Source organism: Actinoalloteichus caeruleus DSM 43889 (assembly GCF_000429185.2).
GTDB classification, from domain to species: Bacteria; Actinomycetota; Actinomycetes; order Mycobacteriales; family Pseudonocardiaceae; genus Actinoalloteichus_B; species Actinoalloteichus_B caeruleus.
The window spans coordinates 2,372,886-2,392,946 of sequence record NZ_AUBJ02000001.1 but is presented as its reverse complement, the minus strand read 5'-3'; the positions used below and the strand labels follow the sequence as shown (position 1 = coordinate 2,392,946).

Annotated in this window: 17 protein-coding genes; 11 read left to right on the top strand and 6 right to left on the bottom strand. The window is 73.8% G+C overall.

The features are described 5' to 3' along the window. The first annotated feature begins 18 nt into the window (after nt 1–18). From rpoZ to metK, 3 genes are all read left to right on the top strand, one after another. A complete protein-coding gene (gene rpoZ, locus G443_RS08535; protein ID WP_051313960.1) occupies nt 19–309 on the top strand; it encodes a DNA-directed RNA polymerase subunit omega in 291 nt (96 codons plus the stop codon). Then, complete coding sequence (gene coaBC, locus G443_RS08530; RefSeq protein ID WP_026418862.1) at nt 306–1,568, top strand: bifunctional phosphopantothenoylcysteine decarboxylase/phosphopantothenate--cysteine ligase CoaBC; 1,263 nt, start codon at nt 306–308, stop codon at nt 1,566–1,568. Before rpoZ ends, coaBC begins: the two co-directional genes overlap by 4 nt. Before the next feature lie 88 nt (nt 1,569–1,656). Beyond that, the gene (gene metK, locus G443_RS08525; RefSeq protein WP_026418861.1) at nt 1,657–2,859 is read left to right on the top strand and encodes a methionine adenosyltransferase; all 1,203 of its coding nucleotides are present in this window, start codon (nt 1,657–1,659) and stop codon (nt 2,857–2,859) included. A gap of 141 nt (nt 2,860–3,000) precedes the next feature. Here metK and ctaD read toward each other — a convergent pair whose 3' ends face one another. After that, nucleotides 3,001–4,779 (bottom strand): aa3-type cytochrome oxidase subunit I, encoded by a 1,779-nt coding sequence (ctaD, locus tag G443_RS08520; protein ID WP_081715433.1) that lies wholly within the window; start codon nt 4,777–4,779, stop codon nt 3,001–3,003. 337 nt (nt 4,780–5,116) lie between these two features. Here ctaD and G443_RS08515 point away from each other — a divergent pair, with 337 nt between their 5' ends. Then, entirely contained in the window at nt 5,117–7,156 is a 2,040-nt protein-coding gene (locus G443_RS08515; RefSeq protein WP_026418860.1) for a primosomal protein N', read from the top strand. A 230-nt stretch (nt 7,157–7,386) separates the two neighbouring features. On the opposite strand, the gene G443_RS08510 is transcribed toward G443_RS08515, so the two are convergent. From G443_RS08510 to G443_RS08495, 4 genes are all read right to left on the bottom strand, one after another. Then, nucleotides 7,387–8,823 (bottom strand): RsmB/NOP family class I SAM-dependent RNA methyltransferase, encoded by a 1,437-nt coding sequence (locus G443_RS08510; protein WP_026418859.1) that lies wholly within the window; start codon nt 8,821–8,823, stop codon nt 7,387–7,389. Next, the gene (fmt, locus tag G443_RS08505; RefSeq protein ID WP_026418858.1) at nt 8,820–9,749 is read right to left on the bottom strand and encodes a methionyl-tRNA formyltransferase; all 930 of its coding nucleotides are present in this window, start codon (nt 9,747–9,749) and stop codon (nt 8,820–8,822) included. Before fmt ends, G443_RS08510 begins: the two co-directional genes overlap by 4 nt. Nucleotides 9,750–9,752: 3 nt before the next feature. Further along, the gene (def, locus tag G443_RS08500; protein WP_026418857.1) at nt 9,753–10,301 is read right to left on the bottom strand and encodes a peptide deformylase; all 549 of its coding nucleotides are present in this window, start codon (nt 10,299–10,301) and stop codon (nt 9,753–9,755) included. 135 nt (nt 10,302–10,436) lie between these two features. Further along, nucleotides 10,437–11,303, bottom strand: coding sequence for a siderophore-interacting protein (locus tag G443_RS08495; RefSeq protein WP_245588801.1), 867 nt, complete (start codon nt 11,301–11,303; stop codon nt 10,437–10,439). 650 nt (nt 11,304–11,953) lie between these two features. On the opposite strand from G443_RS08495, the gene mmuM reads away from it, so the two are divergent. The 6 genes from mmuM to G443_RS08460 all read left to right on the top strand — a co-directional run bounded on the left by mmuM (nt 11,954) and on the right by G443_RS08460 (nt 16,930). Then, nucleotides 11,954–12,880, top strand: a complete 927-nt coding sequence (gene mmuM / locus G443_RS08485; RefSeq protein ID WP_035292117.1) for a homocysteine S-methyltransferase — start codon at nt 11,954–11,956, stop codon at nt 12,878–12,880. A 186-nt stretch (nt 12,881–13,066) separates the two neighbouring features. Then, a complete protein-coding gene (gene rpe, locus G443_RS08480; protein ID WP_081715453.1) occupies nt 13,067–13,747 on the top strand; it encodes a ribulose-phosphate 3-epimerase in 681 nt (226 codons plus the stop codon). 207 nt (nt 13,748–13,954) lie between these two features. Then, nucleotides 13,955–14,587 (top strand): riboflavin synthase, encoded by a 633-nt coding sequence (locus G443_RS08475; protein ID WP_026418854.1) that lies wholly within the window; start codon nt 13,955–13,957, stop codon nt 14,585–14,587. Beyond that, entirely contained in the window at nt 14,584–15,867 is a 1,284-nt protein-coding gene (locus tag G443_RS08470; RefSeq protein ID WP_026418853.1) for a bifunctional 3,4-dihydroxy-2-butanone-4-phosphate synthase/GTP cyclohydrolase II, read from the top strand. Before G443_RS08475 ends, G443_RS08470 begins: the two co-directional genes overlap by 4 nt. Next, nucleotides 15,864–16,352 carry a 6,7-dimethyl-8-ribityllumazine synthase gene (ribH, locus tag G443_RS08465; protein ID WP_026418852.1) on the top strand — a complete coding sequence of 163 codons (489 nt, stop codon included), beginning with the start codon at nt 15,864–15,866 and terminating at the stop codon, nt 16,350–16,352. The genes G443_RS08470 and ribH overlap by 4 nt, the downstream gene beginning before the upstream one ends. A 56-nt stretch (nt 16,353–16,408) precedes the next feature. Beyond that, nucleotides 16,409–16,930: a PH domain-containing protein gene (locus G443_RS08460; protein ID WP_211237529.1), complete on the top strand. Its 522-nt coding sequence runs from the start codon at nt 16,409–16,411 to the stop codon at nt 16,928–16,930. Between the two features lie 107 nt (nt 16,931–17,037). Here G443_RS08460 and G443_RS08455 read toward each other — a convergent pair whose 3' ends face one another. Further along, nucleotides 17,038–17,835: an alpha/beta fold hydrolase gene (locus tag G443_RS08455; RefSeq protein ID WP_026418851.1), complete on the bottom strand. Its 798-nt coding sequence runs from the start codon at nt 17,833–17,835 to the stop codon at nt 17,038–17,040. A 383-nt stretch (nt 17,836–18,218) separates the two neighbouring features. Between G443_RS08455 and G443_RS08450 the strand changes: the two genes are divergently transcribed. After that, nucleotides 18,219–20,054 (top strand): glycoside hydrolase family 15 protein, encoded by a 1,836-nt coding sequence (locus tag G443_RS08450; RefSeq protein ID WP_026418850.1) that lies wholly within the window; start codon nt 18,219–18,221, stop codon nt 20,052–20,054. Nucleotides 20,055–20,061 lie beyond the last annotated feature (7 nt).

Below are 20,061 nucleotides of genomic sequence, written 5' to 3'. Positions count from 1 at the left end.
GACAGCAGGAGCGCACACGTGATCACCCCCACCGAACTGGGCACTCTCGGTGCCCCGTCGAGCACCAACCTGGAGGGCATCACCAACCCTCCGATCGACGACCTGCTCGGCCAGGTCAGCTCGAAGTACGCCCTGGTGATCTACTCCGCCAAGCGCGCGCGCCAGATCAACGACTACTACGCCCAGCTCGGCGAGGGCCTGCTGGAGTACGTCGGTCCGCTGGTGGAGCCCGGCCCCAGGGAGAAGCCCCTGTCGATCGCCCTGCGCGAGATCCACAGCGGCCTGCTCGAGCACACCGAAGGCGAGTGACCCCGAACCCGGCAGCCGCCCACGACATCGTTCTCGGTGTGGGCGGCGGTATCGCCGCGTACAAGGCCTGCGAGGTCTCCCGGCGGCTCACCGAGGCGGGGAACCGGGTTCGGATCGTGCCCACCGCCTCGGCGCTGCGGTTCGTGGGAGCGGCCACCTTCGAGGCCCTGTCCGGGCAACCCGTCCGGTCCGACGTCTTCGCGGACGTGCCCGAGGTGCCGCACGTGCGGCTGGGCCGTCAGGCTGAGCTGGTGCTGGTGGCCCCCGCCACGGCTGACCTGTTGGCCAGGGCCGCGCACGGTCTCGCGGACGACCTGTTGACCAACACCCTGCTGACGGCCCGGTGCCCGGTGCTGATGGCGCCCGCCATGCACACCGAGATGTGGGAGCACCCGGCGACCAGGGACAACGTGGCCCTCCTCCGCCGCAGGGGCGTCGTCGTCCTGGAACCCGCCTCCGGGCGGCTCACGGGCTCCGACACCGGCAAGGGGCGCCTGCCCGACCCCGAGGAGATCGTCGAGCTCGCGGAGCTGCTGCTCGACCGCGCGGACGCGCTGCCCCGCGACCTGGTCGGTCGTCGGGTCGTGGTCTCCGCCGGCGGCACCCGCGAGCCCCTCGACCCGGTGCGGTTCCTCGGCAACCGGTCCTCCGGTCGGCAGGGGCACGCCCTGGCCAGGGTCGCCGCGCAGCGGGGCGCCGACGTCACGCTGGTGGCGGCGAACACCACGGACCTCCCCGTGCCCTCGGGGGTGCGCGTCGTGCGGGTGCGCACCGCCGCCGAGCTCCGCGAGGCCATGCACGAGGCAGCGCCGGAGGCCGACATCCTGGTGATGGCCGCCGCCGTCGCAGACTTCCGGCCCGAGTCGACCGCGCCGTCCAAGATCAAGAAGGCGGGGAGCGACCCGGAACCGGTCCGCCTCGTCCGCAACCCCGACATCCTCACCGAGCTGGTGGAGCGGCGGCGCCCCGGTCAGCTGGTGGTGGGCTTCGCCGCGGAGACCGGTGACGGGACCGGTGACCCGCTGCACCACGGGCGGGCGAAGCTGGCTAGGAAGGGCGTCGACTTCCTGCTCGTCAACGTCGTCGGGGACGGGCTGGCCTTCGAGGTCCCGGTCAACTCCGGCTGGTTGTTGGGCGGCGACGGCTCCGAACGGCGGATCCCCGTGGGCAGTAAGAACCTGCTGGCGTCCACACTCTGGGACGCGGTGGCACGTGCCACCGCCGGACGAGATCGAGGCGAGGGCTCAACGCTAGCCTGAATCCACGTGCGTTCCCGTGTCGGTTACGGACAGGATCAGCATGCGGCGCCTCGGACGGTCCGGGCAGGGAGAACAGATGGAGAGTCACGTGAGCGAGCAAGGGCGCAGATTGTTCACCTCGGAGTCGGTGACCGAGGGACATCCGGACAAGATCTGCGATGCGATCAGCGACTCGGTGTTGGACGCCCTGCTCTCCAAGGACCCGCGCTCGCGGGTCGCGGTGGAGACGCTGGTGACGACCGGCCAGGTCCACGTGGCCGGTGAGGTCACGACCGAGGCCTACGCCGACATCCCCACCATCGTCCGTGACGTCATCCTCGACATCGGGTACGACTCCTCCGCGAAGGGCTTCGACGGGAACTCCTGCGGGGTGAACGTCGCGATCGGAGCGCAGTCCCCCGACATCGCGCAGGGCGTGGACACCGCGTTCGAGTCCCGGGTCGGCGGGGCCGAGGACGAGATCGACCGCCAGGGCGCCGGCGACCAGGGGTTGATGTTCGGCTTCGCCTGCACCGACACCCCCGAGCTGATGCCGCTGCCGATCGCCCTGGCCCACCGGCTGTCGCGCCGGCTCACCAGGGTCCGCAAGGACGGCGTGCTGCCCTACCTGCGGCCGGACGGCAAGACGCAGGTCACCATCGAGTACGCCGGCGACCAGCCGGTGCGGTTGGACACCGTCGTGGTCTCCTCGCAGCACGCGGCGGACATCGACCTGGAGCGGATGCTCGCCGTCGACATCCGCGAGCAGGTGATGGCCCCGGAGATCGCCGACATCGGCCTGGACACCAGCGACGTCCGCCTGCTGGTCAACCCGACCGGCCGTTTCGTGCTGGGCGGCCCGATGGGCGACGCCGGGCTGACCGGACGCAAGATCATCGTCGACACCTACGGCGGGATGGCCCGGCACGGCGGTGGCGCCTTCTCCGGCAAGGACCCGTCGAAGGTCGACCGGTCCGCGGCCTACGCGATGCGGTGGGTGGCGAAGAACGTCGTCGCCGCCGGGCTCGCGACCCGCGTCGAGGTGCAGGTCGCCTACGCGATCGGCAAGGCGGCCCCGGTGGGCCTGTTCGTGGAGACCTTCGGCACCGAGACGGTGGACCCGCTGAAGATCCAGGCTGCCATCAACGAGGTCTTCGACCTGCGACCGGCGGCGATCATCCGGGACCTGAACCTGCTGCGCCCGATCTACGCGCCGACCGCCGCCTACGGGCACTTCGGGCGGGCCGACCTCGACCTGCCCTGGGAGCGCGCGGACCGGGTGGACGCGCTGCGGGCCAGCGCGGGCGCCTGACCCGCACCCACCCCCATCCCCCGTCGGGGCGTCGCCATCCCCGGTACCGGCCGCCGGACCGGGCCGCCCCCGGCCCCGTGGCGCACCTCGGGCGGCGGGTCTCCACCCGCCGCCCGCTCGCCCCTGCCGGAAGCTCCCCGATCAGTGCTCCCGGGGGTCGGAGGGCCGCTCCTCCGGCGGCTGGAGGGCGTGGGCGGCCCGTTCGGACGGTGCCGGCGCGTCCTCCGCCGGGCCGTGACCGCCGCCGGTGTGCGCCTCCAGGCGCATCCGCTCGATCATGTGCGGGTAGTGCAGCTCGAACGCCGGCCGTTCCGAACGGATCCTGGGCAGTTCCAGGAAGTTGTGCCGGGGCGGGGGAGAGCTCGTCGCCCATTCCAGCGAGTTGCCGAAGCCCCAGGGGTCGTCCACGGTCACCGGCTGCCCGAAGCGGTAGCTCTTCACCGCGTTCCACAGGAACGCCAACGTCGACGCGCCCAGCAGGAACGAGAACACGGTGGACAGGGTGTTCAGCGTGGTGAACCCGTCACTGGGCAGGTAGTCCGCGTAGCGGCGGGGCATCCCCTCCACCCCGAGCCAGTGCTGGACGAGGAAGGTCCCGTGGAAGCCGATGAAGGTCGTCCAGAAGTGGAGCTTGGCCAGCCGTTCGTCCAGCATCCGGCCGGTCATCTTGGGGAACCAGAAGTAGATGCCGGCGAAGACCGCGAACACGATGGTGCCGAACAGCACGTAGTGGAAGTGGGCGACCACGAAGTACGTGTCCGAGACGTGGAAGTCGACCGGCGGTGAGGCGAGCAGCACCCCGGACAGGCCGCCCAGCAGGAAGGTCACCAGGAAGCCCACGCTGAAGAGCATCGGGGACTCGAAGGTCAGTTGACCCCGCCACATCGTGCCGATCCAGTTGAAGAACTTCACCCCCGTCGGCACCGCGATGAGGAACGAGGTGAAGGCGAAGAACGGCAGCAGCACCGCCCCGGTGGCGAACATGTGGTGCGCCCACACGGTGACCGAGAGCCCGGTGATGGCCAGGGTGGCGAAGACGAGGCCCTTGTAGCCGAAGAGCGGTTTCCGGCTGAACACCGGGATGACCTCGCTGACGATGCCGAAGAACGGCAGCGCCACGATGTAGACCTCGGGGTGGCCGAAGAACCAGAACAGGTGTTGCCAGAGGATCGCGCCCCCGGTGGCGGGGTCGAAGACGTTTCCGCCGAGGTGCCGGTCGACCATCATGCCGAACAGCGCCGCCGTCAGGATCGGGAACGCCATCAGGACCAGGACGCTGGTCAACAACATGTTCCAGGTGAAGATGGGCATCCGGAACATCGTCATCCCCGGGCCGCGCAGGCAGATGATCGTGGTGATCACGTTCATCGCGGCCAGGATGGTGCCGAGGCCGGAGACGATCAGGCCGCTCACCCACAGGTCCCCGCCCAGCCCTGGCGAGTGCTCGGCGTTGTGCAGCGGGGCGTAGGCGAACCAGCCGAAGTCGGCGGCCCCGCCGGGGGTGAGGAACCCGGCGGTCGCGATCGCGCCGCCGAAGAGGAAAAGCCAGTACGAGAAGGCGTTCAGCCGGGGGAACGCGACGTCCGGGGCGCCGATCTGGAGCGGCATGACGTAGTTGGCGAAACCGAAGGCGATGGGGGTGGCGAACAGCAGCAGCATGATCGTGCCGTGCATGGTGAAGAGCTGGTTGTACTGTTCGTTGGAGAGGAACTGGAGCCCCGGCTGGGCGAGTTCGGCGCGCATCAGCAGCGCCAGGACACCACCCACCAGGAAGAACATCATCGCCGTGACCAGGTAGAGCAGCCCGATCCGTTTGTGGTCGGTGGTGCGCAGGTAGACGGTGAAGGACGAACCCCTCGGCTGCGGCGGGTGGCTTACCTCAATGATCGTGGGCGTGGGCCGAGTCGCCGAGGTCGTCATCGCGCGTTGTCCACCTGTCTGTCCGGCGGTAGGTGTCACGTTCCGGGGCAGCGTAGAAGCGGGTATTCGGCAGGCAAAATCAATGTCGCCCGTCAGAGTTATTTTCTGTTGGAGTGGGTGAACCAACTTGACGGAAGTCGCGGGAGGAATGACAAATAAGGGTTTGGCATCGTTCGGCGGGGTGGGGGCTCAGGGCCGGTCCGCCGTCGGCCGCGCCGGTCCCCTCCCGGCCCGGCGGCGGTTGACCACCACCCGGGCCGGACCGGCCCGCTCCCCCGGGTGGCCCCGGCGGCACCACCGGCACCCCGGGTCGGTGAGGTCTGGTAAACCCGGCGGTATGGCAGGGAGGGACCCGGGTCGACGGGGTGAGCGGAGGCCGGCGGAACGCCTGCCGATCGCCAGGGTCTGCGTCGACCTGTCCAACCCGCACCTGAACCACGCCTTCGACTACCTCGTGCCGGCCGACCTCGACGAGGACGCCGCACCGGGCGTCCGGGTCCGCGTGCGGTTCGCCGGGCAGCACCTCGACGGTTTCCTGCTGGAGCGGGTCGAGCGCAGCGAGGTCCCCCCGGCCAGGCTGGTGTGGCTGGAGCGGGTGGTGTCCCCCGAACCGGTGTTCGACCGGGAGATGGCGGAGCTCACCAGGACGTTGGCCGACCGCTACGCCGGATCGCACTACGACCTGCTCCGGCTGGCGGTGCCTCCCCGTCACGCCAGGGTGGAGCGGGAACCGGTCGGGGAGCCGGCCCCCGACCCCGCACCGCCACCGGGGGAGGCATGGGACCGCTACCCCCTGGGTGGCGCGTTCCTGGAGGCGGTGCGCGGGGGGCGCCCGGCGCGCGCGGTCTGGCAGGCCATGCCGGGGGAGGACTGGCCCGCGCGTCTCGCCGAACTCGCCGCGGCCGCCGCGTCCACCGGTCGAGGGGCCCTGCTGGTGGTCCCCGACTACCGCGACCTGCGCCGGGTGGGGCAGGCCTGCGCCTCGTTGATGGGGCCGGACGTGGTGGCGACCCTGTCCGCTGACCTCGGGCCGGCCAAGCGCTACCGGCAGTGGCTCCGGGTGTCGCGCGGTCAGGCCCGGGTCGTGGTGGGCACCAGGGCGGCGGCGCTCGCCCCGGTGCGTGATCCGGGGCTGGTGGCGATCTGGGACGACGGGGACGAGGAGCACGCCTTCCCCCGGGTCCCCTACCCCCACGTGCGGGAGATCCTCACGACGCGGGCGCGGGTCGCCGGGTCGTCCCTGCTCGTCGGTGCCTTCACCCGCTCCGTGGAGGCCCAGCTGTTCGTCGAGAGCGGGTGGGCGCGGGAGATCGCGCCCACCCGGGAGCAGGTCCGGGTGGCCGCGCCCAGGGTGGACGCGGCCGGGGACGAGACGCAGCTGGCCCGGGACCCGGCTGCCAGGTCGGCGCGGCTGCCGGGGATCGCCTTCGAGGCGGCGCGGGCGGCGCTGTCCTCGGGAGCACCTGTCCTGGTGCAGGTGCCGAGGCGCGGTTACGTGCCGGCGTTGGCCTGCGCGAGCTGCCGGGCCCCGGCCCGGTGCCGGCGGTGCGCCGGGCCGTTGGCGCTGCCGGCGGGGGATGACGGCACGCCGCTGCCCCCGGCCTGCCGGTGGTGCGGCAGCCCGGAGGCGGGTTTCCGGTGCGTCCAGTGCGGCTCCCGCCGCCTGCGGGCCACCGTCGTCGGCGCGCGGCGGACGGCGGAGGAGCTCGGCCGGGCCTTCCCGGGGGCGGTGGTGCGCACCTCCGGGGGGGAGGAGGTGCTGCACGACGTCCCCGCCGGACCCGCGCTGGTGGTGTGCACCCCGGGCGCCGAACCCGTCGTTCCCGGTGGGTACGGCGCCGCGCTGCTGCTGGACGGGTGGGCGCTCCTGGGACGGCCGAACCTCCGGGCGGCCGAGGAGGCGTTGCGCCGCTGGTTCACCGCCGCGGCCCTGGTGCGACCGGCCGGCGAGGGCGGTCGGGTGGTGGTGGTCGCGGACCCCGGGTTGTCCCCGGTGCGGGCGTTGGTCCGGTGGGCGCCCGCCTGGCACGCCTCACGGGAGCTGGCGGAGCGGCGGGAACTCGGCTTCCCCCCGACGGTGCGGATGTGCGCGTTGGACGGTGGTCCCGCCGCGCTCGCCGAGATGCTCGACACCCTCACCCTCCCCCCGACGGCCGAGGTGCTCGGCCCGGTCCCCGTGGAGCCCCGGGGCGCGCCGGGGCCGGGAGCCGGTGGTGGCGACGACGCGGGCGGGCCGAGGGAGCGGGTGTTGCTGCGGGTGCCGGTCGAGCACGGACGGGAGCTGGTGGCGGCGGTGGCGGCGGCGACGGCCGTGCGGTCCGCCCGGAAGGACACCGAGGTGGTCCGGGTGCGGGTGGATCCGCCCGACCCGCTCTGAAGGGCGGCGCGGCCGAACGGCGGGCGACGTCGGCCCGGGTCGGGGCCGCGAACCCCGGGAGGCGCGGGCGGGACGGCGTGCGCGCGCCCCGCCGACCCGACCGGTCGGCGGGGCGGCAGCCGCCAACTGACCCACCGCCCGGGCGATCCGAGCGCCACCAGGCCGGCCACGGCTCCCCACCAGAGGCCGACGGACCGCGTCCGGCGCCGGCCCGCGCGCGACCTCGTGGGTCAGAGCTTCCGGAGGAGGGCGCAGAACATCGCGTCCGTGCCGTGCCGGTGCGGCCACAGCTGGACGTGCGGCCCGTCGCCCAGCTGGTCGACCCCGGGGAACGCGGGACGGGCGTCGAGCTGTTCCACCCCGCCGCCGCGCAGCACGTCGTCCACCGTCTCCACGGTCTCCCGCAGGTGGGGCGAGCAGACGACGTAGGCGACCACCCCGCCCGGTCGGACCAGGCCCAGGGCGGAGGCCAGCAGTTCCCGTTGGAGCCGGGCCAACGCCGCGAGGTCCGAGGGTTGGCGACGCCACCGGGCCTCCGGGCGGCGGCGGAGCGCTCCCAGCCCGGTGCACGGCGCGTCGACCAGGACCCGGTCGTAGGAGCCGGCCGGCAGCTCCGGCGCGCGACCGTCGGCCTCGTGGACCGTGACCGGCAGGTCGCCCGTCACCCCGCGTACCAGGGCGGCGCGGTGCGCGGACGGTTCCACGGCGTCCAGGGTGCCCCCGTCCAGCCCGACCAACGCGCCCAACAGGGTCGCCTTGCCGCCCGGCCCGGCGCACAGGTCCAGCCACCGCTGGTCCGACCCGGTCAGCGGGGCCCTGGTCAGCGCCAGTGCCGCGAGCTGGCTGCCCTCGTCCTGCACCGCCGCGAGCTGTTCCCGCAGCGGCTCCAGGTCGGCCGGGTCCCCGGCACCGGGGTCGAGCCGCACCGCGTAGGGCGAGTAGGGGGCGACGTCGCCGCCGGTCATCGCGGCGAGTTCGTCGGCGCTGACCTCACCGGGGCGGGCGACCAGGTGCACGGCCGGCCGGGCGTCGTCGGCAGCCAGGGCCTCCCGCAGTTCCTCGCCGGTGTCGCCGAGCGCGTCGGCGAAGGCCTGCGCGATCCACCGGGGGTGGGCGTGGCGGAAGGCCAGGTTCCCCACCGCGTCGCGAGCGGGGTCCGGAGCCAACCGGTCCACCCAGCCCGCCTCGTCGTGCTCCAGCACCCGCCGCAGCACCGCGTTGACGAACCCGGCTGCGAAGGACCCGACGGCGGCCCTGGCCAGATCCACGGTGGTCGACACCGCGGCGTGCTCGGGAACCCGGGTGCGCAACAGCTGGTACGCGCCCAGCCGCAGGACGTCCTGGAGCGGGCCGTCGACCTTGTCGAAGGGCCGGTCGCTGCACTCGTCGAGGATGGCGTCGAGCAGGCCCCTGGCCCGGCAGGTGCCGTAGGCGAGTTCGGTGGCCAGGGCCGCGTCCCGGCCGGAGATCCGCCGTTCCCGCAGCAGCCCGGGCAGCACCAGGTTGGCGTAGGCGTCGCGTTCGCGGACCGCCGCCACCGTGTCCAGGGCGGCCTGCCTGGCGGCGTCCTCCACCGGGGGTCGGGCCGGTCCCTTCCTGCCCCGGGGCGGCCGGGACCTGTCGTTCGGTCGGGGCCTGCGTCGGCCGTGTCGGTCGGGGTTGCTCACGCCAGTTCCTCTCCTGCCTCGACTCGGGCGCCGCGCGCCCAGTCGACGGCGGCCATCCGCTTCTTCCCCGGTGCCTGGACCTCGCCGAGGACCACCGGGTCGGTCGCCGTGCCCACCAGCACCCGCCGGCGTTCCACGACGATCCGGCCCGGGGGCGGTCGGTCGTCGACCACGACCGGCAGCACCGGGCCCAGTTTCAACCGTTCGCCCCGGAACTCCGCCCAGGCACCGGGGTCCGGTGTGACGGCCCGCACCAGGCGGTCGACCGCGAGGGCCGGCCTGGTCAGGTCGACCCTGGCGTCGGCCACCTCGATCTTGGGGGCGTAGCTGACGCCCTCCGCCGGCTGGTCCCGGGCCCGCAGCGAGCCGTCCTCGATGCCGTCGAGCGTGGCGAGGAGCAGGTCGGCCCCGGACACCGCGAGCCTGTCCAGCAGGTCCCCCGCCGTGTCCCGCCGGTCGATCCGTTCGGTCACCACCCCGTACACCGGGCCGGCGTCGAGCTCACGCACCAGGCGGAACGTGGACGCACCGGTGTGGTCCTCCCCGGCCCGCACCGCGGCGGGCACCGGGGCGGCACCACGGTACGCGGGCAGCAGCGAGAAGTGCAGGTTCACCCAGCCGTGGCGGGGGATGTCGAGCGTGGCCTGCGGGAGCAGCGCCCCGTAGGCGACGACCGGGCAGCAGTCCGGCGCCAGGTCGGTGAGGGTGGCCCGGAACTCGGGGTCGCCGGCCCTGGCGGGGGAGAGGACCTCCACGCCGTGGTCGGCCGCGAGTTCCGCGACCGGGGAGCGCAGCACGCGGCGGCCCCGGCCGGCGCGGGCGTCGGGGCGGGTGACGACCGCCGCCACCTCGTGCCGTGGGGAGGCGAGCAGCGCGCGCAGCGAGGGCAGCGCGACCTCCGGGGTTCCGGCGAAGACGAGTCGCACGAGTCAGCGGCCCCTTCCGGGAGACGGGTTCGGGTTGTCGTCGGGGGTGGAGCGGCCGTGACCGAACCAGTCGGCCGTCCGGATCCGCTCCAGGGCGTCCTGCCGGGTGTCGGAGGAGACCCGGTCGAGGTAGAGCACCCCGTTGAGGTGGTCGGTCTCGTGTTGCAGGCAGCGGGACAGCAGTTCACCGCCCCGCACCTCCACGGGCTCCCCGCGCATGTTCCAGCCACGGGCCACGACGGAGCGGTGGCGGCGGCAGGAGGTGGTCAGGTCGGGGATGGATAGGCACCCCTCCCCGGCCTCCCGGACCTCGTCGCCCAGCACCTCCAGGGTGGGGTTGACGAGGTGACCGGCGGCGCCGTCGCAGTGGTAGGTGAACACCCGTAGGCCCACCCCGATCTGGGGTGCGGCCAGGCCGGCGCCCCGGTGGGCCTCCATCGTGTCCCACAGGGCGCGCACCAGTCGGCGGAGGTCGTCGTCGAACGCCGTGACCTCGACGGCGGGTGCGCGGAGCACGGGGTCCCCGAAGAGCCGGAGGGGCTGGGCGGTCACGGGTTGCTCCTCCCCTCACGGGCGCGGGTCGCCTCCTGACGGGGACGGGCCCGAGAGTCTAGCGAGGCACCGGCGTCACCCGTGGTGTCGGGAGCGGTGGCCCGGCGTCGGGGCGCGGGGAGCGGTGGCCGGTGCTCAGGCGCGCGCCACCCGGTCCTCCGCGTCGGTGGGGTCCTCCTCGGGGGCGGGGTCGTCCTGGCTGCGGTCGACGCGCCAGTAGCCGGTGAAGGCGATGGACCGCCGGTCGACACCGCGTTCGCCGACCAGGTGGCGGCGCACCGCCCGGACGGTCGACGCCTCGCCGGCGATCCAGGGAGCCACCCGACCGGGCGGGAACGTGGCCGCGCGCACGGCGTCGAGCAACGCCGCGCCGTGCGCCCCGGGGCGGCGGCCGATCCAGCGCAGGTCGACGTCTCCGGCGCTGTCGATGACCTGGCGCTCGGCCGGGTCGGCGAGCTCGACGAAGGCGACCGCCCGGTCGCCGGGCGACAGCCTCTCCAGGATCGCCGCGATGGCGGGCAGCGCGGTCTCGTCCCCCACGAGGAGCTGCCAGTCGTGCTCCACCGCCGTCCGGCGGTGGCTGGGCGCGGGGCCCACCATCCCCACCAGGTCACCGATCCGGGCGGACGCCGCCCAGGTGCCGGCCGGGCCGTCGTGGTCGTGGAGCACGAAGTCGATGTCGATGCGGCCGGCACGCGGGTCGTGGCGGCGGACCGTGTAGGCGCGCATCCACGGTCGTTCCGCGTCCGGCATCGCCAGGTACGCCTGGTACCAGCGCAGGGCGTCGCCGTCCTCCGGCATCGGCGGCGGGGCGGGGACGGCCTGGCCGGGCTTGGCGAAGAAGAGCTTCACCTGCTGGTCGGGAGCGACATCGCGGAAACCGTCGAGGTCCCCGCCGAAGCTGATGCGCGCCAGGCGGGGGGTGATCCGCCGGACGGCGGTGACGCGCAGCAAGGAGAACCCCATCGGCAGGCTCATCTCGGCCCCCTGTGACCAGTCCACCGCGAGCGGGACGAGATCACCCTATGCGCTGGCGGGACCGCCGGTCCACGCCTCGTGACCACCGTGATCCTCCCGTCATGCGGGGTTTCTCCCCGCCCCCACCGGCGCCACCGCTGCCGCCACCGCTGGCGGTTCCGCGATCCGCGCCGCCGGCCGGTCGTCCGGGGGGAGGCGGGGCCAGCCGCTCCGACCCCCTCGGTCCGCCGGCCGGGTTCGGGGCGGATGGCGCTGGTGCGTGCCGTGCGGCCCGCCGGTCGTGCTCAGCGGGTCGCCTCGGGAGTGCGGTGGGGCGGCGACCAGCGGTGAGCGAGGTCGCGCCGTGACACGGTGCCGCCGCGCGCCTGGTGTCAGCGCACGCCGCGCGGACGGTGTCCCGCCCCATGCCACTCGTCGCCGGCGTCGCGGGCGGCGTGGTGTCGTGCTCCCCAGGGGAGTCCCGGGAGCGGGTTGGCATGGGCGGGCGCGTCCGGCGGGAGCCCGGTGGCGGGGGACACCGCCGGGCCGGCGGTGGGTGGGGCGGCTCGTGCGCGGCCGAGCGCTCCGCTGGCGGGCCAGCCCAGGCCGGGACGCTTCGGTCCCACCTCGATACGGTGGGGGTCCAGGGCGGTGCGGACGGGTCGACGGCCGCGAGGCCGTGGCACAGTGGCGCGATGACGCCCGCCGCGCCCGACCTGACCACCCCCCTGCCCCTCGACGGCGGGCTGGCCACCGAACTGGAACGTGCCGGTCTCGACCTGTCCGGTGGGCTGTGGTCGGCGCGGGTGCTGGCCGAACGCCCCGAGGCCGTGGCCCGTGCCCACCTCGCCTTCTACCTGGCGGGCGCGCGGGTCGCCACGACGGCCACCTACCAGGCGAGCTTCCCGGGCCTGGCCGCCTGCGGCGTGGACCGCCGCGACGCCGAAGGGGTGCTCCGGCGTGGGGTGGCGGTAGCCAGGGACGCGGCCGACCGGGCGGTGGGCCGGGGGGTCCCCCCGGGACTGCTGGTGGCGGCCTCGGTCGGCCCGTACGGGGCCTACCTGGCCGACGGGTCCGAGTACCGGGGGCGGTACGGCGTCAGCCGCGCGTCGCTCCGCGAGTTCCACCGGCCCCGGCTGGCCGTTCTCGCCGAGGCGGGAGCCGACCTCCTGGCCTGCGAGACGGTGCCAGACGTCGAGGAGGCCGAGGTGCTCCTCGACGAGCTGGCCGCCCTCGGCGGACCGCCGGCCTGGCTCTCCTACACCGTCCGGGACGGCCGCACCTCGGCTGGTCAGGACCTCCACGAGGCCTTCGCGTTGGTGCGGGAGCGGCCCGAGGTGCTGGCGGTGGGGGTGAACTGCGTCTCGCCCGTGGGGCTCGCCGAGGTCGTGCGGCTGGCCGCGAGCGCCAGCGGCAAGCCGGTGGTGGCCTACCCGAACAGCGGCGAGGAGTGGGACGCGGGGTCGGCGAGCTGGCGTGGTCCCGCCGTGTTCGACGCCGGCGAGGTGCGGTCCTGGGTGGCGGCCGGTGCCCGCCTCGTCGGGGGGTGTTGTCGGGTGGGGCCGGCCGGTGTCGCGAAGGTGGCGGCGGCACTGGCCGGCCCGGCGGGCCACCGGCCCTGAGCCGGGGGCGTCGGAGGCGTTCCGCCGCGTGGTCCACCCCGTGAAGCGCCGTGCCCGGCGGCTCCTTCCCGTCGGTCCGGGGTCGTCGGAGCGCCGTGGCCGGCGGCCTCCCACCGTTGCCCTGGGCGCCTGGGCGCGCCCCGCCGGTCGGCCCGCTCCTAGACTGCCCCCGTGTCCTCCGAGCTCATGATCGCGCCCTCCATCCTCTCCGCCGACTTCGCCCGCCTCGCCGAGGAGGCCGCCGCCGTGGCTCCGAGCGCCGACCGGCGAGGCGCGGACTGGCTGCACGTGGACGTGATGGACGCGCACTTCGTGCCCAATCTGACCCTCGGCCTGCCGGTCGTCACCTCGCTGCGCGCGGCCACGGACATCCCGCTGGACTGCCACCTGATGATCTCCGACCCGGACCGCTGGGCGGTCGGCTACGCGGAGGCCGGTGCGCACAACGTCACGGTGCACGTGGAGGCGGCCACCGACCCGATCGGCGTGGCCAGGGACATCCGGGCCGCCGGCGCCCTCGCCGGCCTGTCCCTCAAGCCGGGAACCCCGCTGGAGCCGTACCTGGACGTGCTGCGGCACTACGACACGCTGTTGGTGATGTCGGTCGAGCCCGGTTTCGGCGGGCAGGCGTTCATGCCGGAGGTCCTGGACAAGGTGCGCCAGGTCCGCCGGCTGGTGGACACCGGGCACCTCAACGTGCTGGTCGAGATCGACGGCGGCATCAGCGCCGACACCATCGAGGCGGCGGCCGAGGCCGGGGTGGACTGCTTCGTGGCGGGGTCGGCCGTGTACGGGGCGGAGGACCCCGGGGCGGCGGTGGAGGCGCTGCGGGACCGGGCCCGCTCGGCGGCCCCCGACCGGGGCTGAGCGGCCGGGAACCCTGGGTCGACGCTGGTCAACCGGTCGGCCGGCCAGGCTCACCCCCACCGATCACGCCTGGTCAGCGGCCGGTGCCGTGTGTGAGGCCCGTCAACTGGTCAACCCGATCCTGTCCGCGCGCCGTGTCCAGTGGGAGAGTAGAGGTGTCGGACGGGGTGAGCCCTCGGTCGGGCTCGTGAGGAGGCAGCACGCATCGTGTTCACCGGAATAGTCGAGGAGCTGGGTGAGGTGCGGTCGTTCGACGCGCTGCCCGACGCCTCCCGACTCACGATCCACGGCCCGCTGGTGGCCTCCGACGCGCGGCACGGTGACTCGATCGCCGTCAACGGGGTGTGCCTGACGGTGGTGGAGACCGACGGTGCCCACTTCACCGCCGACGTGATGGCCGAGACCCTGCGCCGGAGCAACCTGGCGAAGGTCACCGCCGGTGATCCGGTGAACCTGGAGCGCGCCGTCGCCGTCGGCGCCCGGATGGGCGGCCACATCGTGCAGGGCCACGTCGACGGCACCGGGCGGGTGACCTCCCGGGAGCGTTCCGCACACTGGGAGGTGGTCCACGTCGCCCTGGACGCGGACCTGGGGCGCTACCTCGTGGAGAAGGGCTCGATCACCGTCGACGGGGTGTCCCTCACCGTGATGGGCGTCGACGAGCGGGGTTTCACGGTCAGCCTCATCCCGACGACCCTCGAACTCACGACCCTCGGCCGACGGCAGCCGGGTGACGTGGTGAACCTGGAGGTGGACGTCCTGGCCAAGTACGTGGAGAAGCTGGCGGCCAGCCACCTCGGCGTGACCCCCGCTCCGACGACGACCGAGGTGAGCCGATGACGACGGTGGAGAGCAGGACGGAACTGGAGGCGACCGTCGAGCGGGCGCTCCGCGACATCGCCGACGGCCGCCCCGTCGTGGTGGTCGACGACGAGGACCGGGAGAACGAGGGCGACCTGATCTTCGCCGCCGAGCGGGCCACGCCCGAGCTGATGGCGTTCATGGTCCGGCACACCTCGGGCTACGTGTGCGTCGGCCTGCCCGCCGAGGAGTGCGACCGGCTCGACCTCCCGCCGATGTACCACGTCAACCAGGACCGGCGCGGCACCGCGTACACGGTCACAGTGGACGCCAGGGAGGGGGTCGGCACCGGGATCTCGGCCGCGGACCGGGCGCTGACGGTCCGGTTGCTGGCCGACCCGGACACCGGGCCGGCGGATCTCAGCCGCCCCGGTCACGTCGTGCCGCTGCGCGCCAAGGACGGGGGCGTGCTCCGCCGCCCCGGCCACACCGAGGCGGCCGTGGACCTGGCGAGGATGGCGGGCGCCCGTCCCGCCGGCGTGCTGTGCGAGATCGTCTCCAGCGAGGTCGACGGGGAGATGGCCCGGCGTCCCGAGCTGGAGCGCTTCGCGGCCGAACACGACCTGGTGCTGCTGTCCATCGCCCAGCTCGTCGCCTACCGCCGCCGCTTCGAGAAGCAGGTGGAGCGGGTGGCCGAGGCCAGGATCCCCACCGCCCACGGCAACTTCCGCGCCTACGGCTACGACAGCGTCATCGACGGTGTCGAGCACATCGCCCTGGTCTACGGCGAGATCGGGGACGGCGAGGACCTGCTGGTGCGGGTGCACTCGGAGTGCCTGACCGGGGACGTCTTCGGGTCCCTGCGCTGCGACTGCGGTCCGCAGCTCGACGCCGCGCTGGCCACCGTGGCCGAGGAGGGCCGAGGCGTGGTCCTCTACATGCGCGGCCACGAGGGCCGGGGCATCGGCCTGATCCACAAGCTCCAGGCCTACCAGCTCCAGGACGACGGTGCCGACACCGTCGACGCCAACCTCGCGCTGGGGATGCCGGCCGACGCCCGCGACTACGGCACCGGCGCCCAGATCCTGTGCGACCTCGGCATCCGGTCGATGCGCCTGCTGACGAACAACCCGGCGAAGCGGGTGGGCCTGGAGGGCTACGGGCTGCGCATCAACGGCAAGGTCGGGCTGCCGGTCCGGCCGAACCCGGAGAACCTGCGGTACCTGCGGACCAAGCGGGACCGGATGGGGCACGAGTTGGACGGGCTCGGCGGCGACGCGGACGCCACCGGCGACGGGGGAACGGGAGTGACGGCATGAGCGGCGAGGGATCGCCCGGCCTGCGTCCGGGCGACGCCGCCGGACTGCGGGTCGGCGTCGCGGCCACCCGGTGGCACGCCGAGCTGACCGACACCATGCTGTCGAGGGCGCTCGCGGCGATCGGTGAGTCCGGTGCTCCCGAACCCACCGTGGTCCGTGTCGCCGGCTCGGTGGAGCTGCCGGTGGTGTGCCAGCAGTTGGCCAGGACGCACGACGCGGTGGTCGCCCTCGGGGTGGTCGTGCGGGGCGGGACCCCGCACTTCGAGTACGTGTGCGACGCGGTCACCGCCGGGCTCACCCGGGTGGCGTTGGACGAGGCGACACCGGTGGGCAACGGGGTCCTCACCTGCGACACCGAGGAGCAGGCTGTGGCGCGGGCCGGGTTGCCCGGGTCGTCGGAGGACAAGGGGTACGAGGCGGCGGTGGCGGCGGTGGAGACCGCGTTGACCCTGCGCGCGTTGCGCGGCGGGTCGCCGTCCGCCTGAGGCGTGTCGGTCCTGTCGGTCCGGCGAGCGGCCGGAGTGAGTGTGAGGAGCGGGTGTTGACTGAGGACCAGACCGGGCCGGAGGGCGGCGACGGGACGCTGGTGGTCCGTCCCTGGCGGGTGCGGCTGGTGGCCGTCGGCGCGGCAGTGTCCCTCGTCTCGGTGTTCACGGTGGTGGCCGTGCTGCTGAAGGAGACCCCCACCGGGGCGTTCTTCGGCACCTCGGACCAGGTGGCGATGGTGCTGTTGGGCTGTCTGCTCGCCGGGGCCGCCCTGCTGTTGGCGCGCCCCCGGTTGCGGGTCGGGCCCCAGGGTGTCGAGGTGCGGAACATCCTCGTCAGCCGGACGGTGGAGTGGCCGCTGGTGCGGGCCGTGACCTTCCCCGAGGGCGTGCCGTGGGCGCGGATCGAACTGCCGGACGACGAGTACATCGCCGTGATGGCGATCCAGGCCGCCGACCGGCACCGGGCGGTGCGGGCGATGCGCGAGGTCCGTCGTCTGCACCGGCGGCACACCGGCGTCGAGGTCGTGGAACCGGCGGTCGAGGGGGCGGAACCCTCGGCGCCCACCGCGAGGTGACCCAGCCGGTGCCCGGTGGCCCCGCCGAGGTGAGGTCGCCGGGTCCCGGCCCCCGCTGGCGGCGGGGGCCGGGGAGGGGCTGACGTCCGCGGCACCACTGGCGGGCGTCAGCGGCCGAGGAACTCCCGGACGGTGTCGGCGAAGCGCACGGGGTCGTCCTCGTACAGCCAGTGGCCGCAGCCGGGGAACTCCACCAGGGAGGTGGGCGCGGTCCTCCTGCGCACCATGTCCCGGGCGTGGTCGGCTGACAGCAGGTGGCTGTGCTCCCCCCGCAGCAGCAGCGCCGGGCACGACGATCCCAGCCAGTCCCGCCACCAGTCGCCCACCCCGGCCCGTTGCACGGCCATCATGTCGTCGAGGTCGAAGCAGTACCGCCAGCCGCCGCCCGGGGCGGGCTCCGCGCTGGCGAGGAAGTAGTCGGCCACCGGGATCCCCGCTTCGGCGAGGTGGTCGGCGAGGGCCTGCCTGCTGGGCGCGAGCCGGGGCCAGTCGCGGACGTCGAGGATCGGGGTGGGCACCTCGGGCGGGCCGGTGACGGCCCCGTTGTCGACGACGACCAGCGCGCGCACCAGGTCGGGGTGGTGGGCGGCCAGCTGGTAGGCGTTCAGCCCCCCGAGGGAGTGACCGAGGACGGCCACCGGGCCGGTGGCGAGCGAGGCGGCGAGGGCGGCGGCGTCGTCGACGAAGGCCCGCCGGGAGAAGTCCCCACCCCGGGGTGAGCGGCCGTGCCCGCGCTGGTCGGGGGCGATGACGCGCCAGTCGGGGGCGAGGTCGGCGGCCAGCCTGGCGAAGATGTCCGACCGCCCGAAGGTGCCGTGCAGGGCCAGCAGCGGCGGTCCGTCGCCGCCGGAGTCGAGGACGGAGTGGGCACGACCGTTCAGGGTGACGGAACGACGAGTGATCACCCTGGCGACGGTAGGGGGCGTGTCCACCGGATTCTTCCGCGCGCCCACTCCCGCCGGCCCGATCCGCCCCTCCCCTCCCCGGAGCGGCGGCGGCCGTCCCCGCCCAGGCCGGTCGGCTCACCGGTGCCGGCGCGCGCCCATCCTGCCCGCGGCCCACCCTTCCGCGAGGTCGCCTCCCCCGTGGGGTTCGTCCGCCCTGTCCCATCAGTCATGAATGAAATTCACCTCCCTGGTGCTCCTGGTGCCTTCCCCCGGCGATCTCGTCATCAGCGACGACCAGCCAGTCGCGTTACGGTCGATCGGAGGAAGGGAAGGGCGCGTCCGGTCGTGGCACCGACGAGTCGGGGTCGGGCCGCCTGGCGGACGAGCGTGAGGGATGTGGGATGCGCCCCGACGATGCCGAGCGGACCGACGACAGCCGTTATCCCCCCATCGCCGACCACGGCCTGATCGGGGACCTGCGCACCGCCGCCCTCGTGGGCACCGACGGCACCGTCTCCTGGTTCTGCTGCCCGCGTTTCGACTCCCCGAGCGTGTTCGGGAGCCTGCTGGACGCGGAGCGCGGCGGGTACTGGCGGATCAGCCCGGACTGCCGGGTCGCCGGCACCCAGCAGTTCTACTTCCCGGACACCAACGTCCTCATCACCCGCTTCCTCACCGAGGAGGGCATGGTCGAGGTCCACGACTTCATGCCGGTGCTGCGGGAACGGGACCCCGACCACCACCAGCGGCTGGTGCGGCGGGTGTTGGGGCTCCGGGGGTCCATGCGGATGCGGGTCACCCTCGCCCCCCGGCTCGACTACGGCCGTGACCCCCACGAGGTGCGCCGCGACCGCGACGGGTTGTGCTTCGTCGGCCGCGACACCGTGCTGGGCGTCGGGGCGACGGTCGATCTCGACGTGGACCGGAACGGCGACGCGCACGGCGAGTTCGTGGTCAGCGCGGGGGAGACCGAGCTCTTCGTGCTGGAGGCCCTGGAGAGCGGCCAGCGGGCCAACCACCACCACGCCGAGGACGCCGAGGAGCTGTTCCGGCGGACCGTCGACTTCTGGCGGGGCTGGTTGGCCAGGTCCACCTACCGCGGCCGCTGGCGGGAGAAGGTCCACCGGTCGGCCCTGACGCTCAAGCTCCTGACGCACGAGCCCAGCGGCGCCGTCATCGCGTCGCCGACGGCCAGCCTCCCCGAGGACCTGGGTGGTGAACGCAACTGGGACTACCGGTACGTGTGGATGCGGGACGCGGCCTTCTCGCTCTACGCCCTGCTCCGGCTCGGCTTCACCTCGGAGGCGGACGCCTTCATGGAGTGGCTGACGCGGCGGTTCCGCCGGCCCCGGGAGGGCCAGGCCGGTCCGCTGCGGGTGATGTACTCGATCGACGGGGACCCCGAGCTCCCCGAGCGCACCCTGGACCACCTGGAGGGATACCGGGGGGCCCGGCCGGTGCGGATCGGCAACGACGCGTCCGACCAGCTCCAGCTCGACATCTACGGCGAGATCATCGACTCCGTCTACCTCTACAACAAGTACGGGACCGGCATCTCCTACGACAGCTGGCAGGACCTCATCGGCGTGCTGGACTGGCTGGGTGAGCACTGGGACCAGCCGGACGAGAGCATCTGGGAGGTGCGGTCTGGTCCGAGGGACCACACCTTCTCCCGGCTGATGACCTGGGTGGCGTTCGAGCGCATGATCCGGATGGCGCGGCAGCGCGGCCTCCCCGGGCCGTTGGACTCGTGGATGCGGACCCGCGACCGGGTGTACCGGCAGATCATGGAGCGGGGGTGGAGCGAACGCCGGCAGGCGTTCGTGCAGAACTACGACGACGACGTGCTCGACTCGTCGCTGCTGCTGATGCCGATGGTCAAGTTCTGCTCACCCACCGACCCGCGTTTCCTGTCCACCCTGGACGCCATCCGCGAGGGCCTCGTCGTCGACAGCCTCGTCTTCCGCTACGACCCGGAACAGGCGCCGGACGGCCTGTGGGGTTCGGAGGGGACGTTCTCCATCTGTTCGTTCTGGTACGTGGAGGCGCTGACCAGGGCGGGTCGGCTGTCGGAGGCGCGGGTCGCCCTGGAGAAGACGTTCACCTACGCCAACCACCTCGGTCTCTACGCCGAGCAGATCGGCCTCACCGGGGAGCAGCTCGGCAACTTCCCGCAGGCCTTCACCCACCTCGCGTTGATCAGCGCGGCGGTCAACCTCGACCGGGCGATGGGCTGAGCGAGCC